The sequence below is a fragment of the Streptococcus cristatus genome (assembly GCF_003944225.1).
Classification (GTDB): domain Bacteria; phylum Bacillota; class Bacilli; order Lactobacillales; family Streptococcaceae; genus Streptococcus; species Streptococcus cristatus_K.
The window spans coordinates 1-1,059 of record NZ_RJPN01000024.1 but is presented as its reverse complement, the minus strand read 5'-3'; the positions used below and the strand labels follow the sequence as shown (position 1 = coordinate 1,059).

Here is a 1,059-nt window from a genome sequence, read left to right as displayed (position 1 = left end):
ACAACCAACTACGCAGCTCGTCTGAAAGAATTGACAGACAAGGGCTATGAAGTTGTAACGGATGAGTTCAAGGGACCTAAGACCTTCGATAATGACGATAAGAAGGATCAAACCTTCACCGTTACTCTTCGTCAAGGTACAGAGAAGATTACAGACCCAGCTAAGCTCAACAAGAAAGTATCACGTACGATCAAGTACGAATACGCAGATGGTCAAACAGCGGGTCGTCCAGCTCTGAAAGCTCCTGTGACTCAAGAAGCAGCCTTCACACGTACAGGTGAACGTAACCGTGTAACTGGCGTTGAAACCTTCGGCGCATGGACACCAGCTACGAAAGAATTGGCTCAAGAAGCTACACCAGTTGTAACTGGATTTGTGGCAGATAAAGCCAATGTCGCAGCGAAGACAGTAACTCCTGATGATAAGGATAGCGAAGAAACAGTTAAGTACAGCAAACTTGGTTCATATGTACCAAATGTACCAGACGGACTTCCAAAAGTACCAAACCTTCCATATCCAAACGATCCAACAGATCCAAGCAAACCAGGTACTGATCTTCCAGTGATTCCACATGTACCAGGAACTACACCAGTAGGCCCAGATGGCACAACACCATTGACACCGAAAGATCCGAGCGATCCAAGCAAGGGTTACAACCCACCACCAGTTCCAAGTGATCCAACTAAGGATACACCAATCAATTACGTGAAGGATGGTCAAAAAGCGATTATCAGCTTCGTAGACCAAACTGACGGTAATAAGGAATTGACCAAGGTTGTCGAAAGCGGTAAGTCAGGTGAGCCAATCGGTACAACCAACTACGCAGCTCGTCTGAAAGAATTGACAGACAAGGGCTATGAAGTTGTAACGGATGAGTTCAAGGGACCTAAGACCTTCGATAATGACGATAAGAAGGATCAAACCTTCACCGTTACTCTTCGTCAAGGTACAGAGAAGATTACAGACCCAGCTAAGCTCAACAAGAAAGTATCACGTACGATCAAGTACGAATACGCAGATGGTCAAACAGCGGGTCGTCCAGCTCTGAAAGCTCCTGTG

General features: G+C 46.0%; 1 protein-coding gene. It reads left to right on the top strand.

Going from position 1 to position 1,059, the window contains the following annotated elements:
* On the top strand, positions 1-1,059 hold a 1,059-nt coding region (locus tag D8797_RS10235; protein ID WP_446677497.1), incomplete at both ends, for a mucin-binding protein.